Source organism: Myroides albus (assembly GCF_009711045.1).
Lineage (GTDB): Bacteria > Bacteroidota > Bacteroidia > Flavobacteriales > Flavobacteriaceae > Flavobacterium > Flavobacterium album_A.
In genome coordinates, this window is sequence record NZ_WMJX01000085.1 from 1 (window position 1) to 1,737 (window position 1,737).

General features: G+C 47.7%; 1 tRNA gene and 1 rRNA gene. Both read left to right on the forward strand.

Annotation, left to right across the window (positions count from 1 at the left end):
- The first annotated feature begins 64 nt into the window (after positions 1 to 64).
- Positions 65 to 1,582: ribosomal RNA gene (locus GJV76_RS15150) — 16S ribosomal RNA — on the forward strand.
- Between the two features lie 74 nt (positions 1,583 to 1,656).
- Positions 1,657 to 1,730: transfer RNA gene (locus GJV76_RS15155), tRNA-Ile, on the forward strand.
- Positions 1,731 to 1,737 lie beyond the last annotated feature (7 nt).

Genomic DNA, 1,737 nt, shown 5'->3' on the forward strand with positions numbered 1-1,737 from the left:
AAAAAGAGAGTAAGGCAAGTCGAAAGATTTGAATTAACGCGCTAATCGAAAATATAAAAAATATACGATGAAGAGTTTGATCCTGGCTCAGGATGAACGCTAGCGGCAGGCCTAACACATGCAAGTCGAGGGGTATAAGAAGCTTGCTTTTTAGAGACCGGCGCACGGGTGAGTAACGCGTATGCAACCTACCTTTTACAGGGGAATAGCCCGAAGAAATTCGGATTAATGCTCCATGGTTTATTTGGATGGCATCATTTGAATAATAAAGATTTATCGGTAAAAGATGGGCATGCGTGTCATTAGCTAGTTGGTATGGTAACGGCATACCAAGGCAACGATGACTAGGGGTCCTGAGAGGGAGATCCCCCACACTGGTACTGAGACACGGACCAGACTCCTACGGGAGGCAGCAGTGAGGAATATTGGTCAATGGAGGCAACTCTGAACCAGCCATGCCGCGTGCAGGATGACGGTCCTATGGATTGTAAACTGCTTTTGTACGGGAAGAAATGTGCCTACGAGTAGGTATTTGACGGTACCGTAAGAATAAGGATCGGCTAACTCCGTGCCAGCAGCCGCGGTAATACGGAGGATCCGAGCGTTATCCGGAATTATTGGGTTTAAAGGGTTCGTAGGCGGTCAGATAAGTCAGTGGTGAAATCTCATAGCTTAACTATGAAACTGCCGTTGATACTGTTTGACTTGAATAGTATGGAAGTAACTAGAATATGTAGTGTAGCGGTGAAATGCTTAGATATTACATGGAATACCAATTGCGAAGGCAGGTTACTACGTACTTATTGACGCTGATGAACGAAAGCGTGGGTAGCGAACAGGATTAGATACCCTGGTAGTCCACGCCGTAAACGATGGATACTAGCTGTTCGGTTTTCGGACTGAGTGGCTAAGCGAAAGTGATAAGTATCCCACCTGGGGAGTACGTTCGCAAGAATGAAACTCAAAGGAATTGACGGGGGCCCGCACAAGCGGTGGAGCATGTGGTTTAATTCGATGATACGCGAGGAACCTTACCAGGGCTTAAATGTAGATTGACAGGTTTGGAAACAGACTTTTCTTCGGACAATTTACAAGGTGCTGCATGGTTGTCGTCAGCTCGTGCCGTGAGGTGTCAGGTTAAGTCCTATAACGAGCGCAACCCCTATTGTTAGTTACCATCGCGTTAAGGCGGGGACTCTAGCAAGACTGCCGGTGCAAACCGAGAGGAAGGTGGGGATGACGTCAAATCATCACGGCCCTTACGTCCTGGGCTACACACGTGCTACAATGGCAAGTACAGAAAGCAGCTACCTGGCAACAGGATGCGAATCTCCAAAGCTTGTCTCAGTTCGGATTGGAGTCTGCAACTCGACTCTATGAAGCTGGAATCGCTAGTAATCGGATATCAGCCATGATCCGGTGAATACGTTCCCGGGCCTTGTACACACCGCCCGTCAAGCCATGGAAGCTGGGGGTACCTGAAGTCGGTGACCGCAAGGAGCTGCCTAGGGTAAAACTAGTGACTGGGGCTAAGTCGTAACAAGGTAGCCGTACCGGAAGGTGCGGCTGGAACACCTCCTTTCTAGAGAATTAGTTAAGTGTTAATTCTACTTACTCTCGCTGCTTGTTCAAAAAATAAAAAAAGGTATTATACAGAGTCTCGTAGCTCAGCTGGTTAGAGTACTACACTGATAATGTAGGGGTCGGCAGTTCGAGTCTGCCCGGGACTACTAAAAT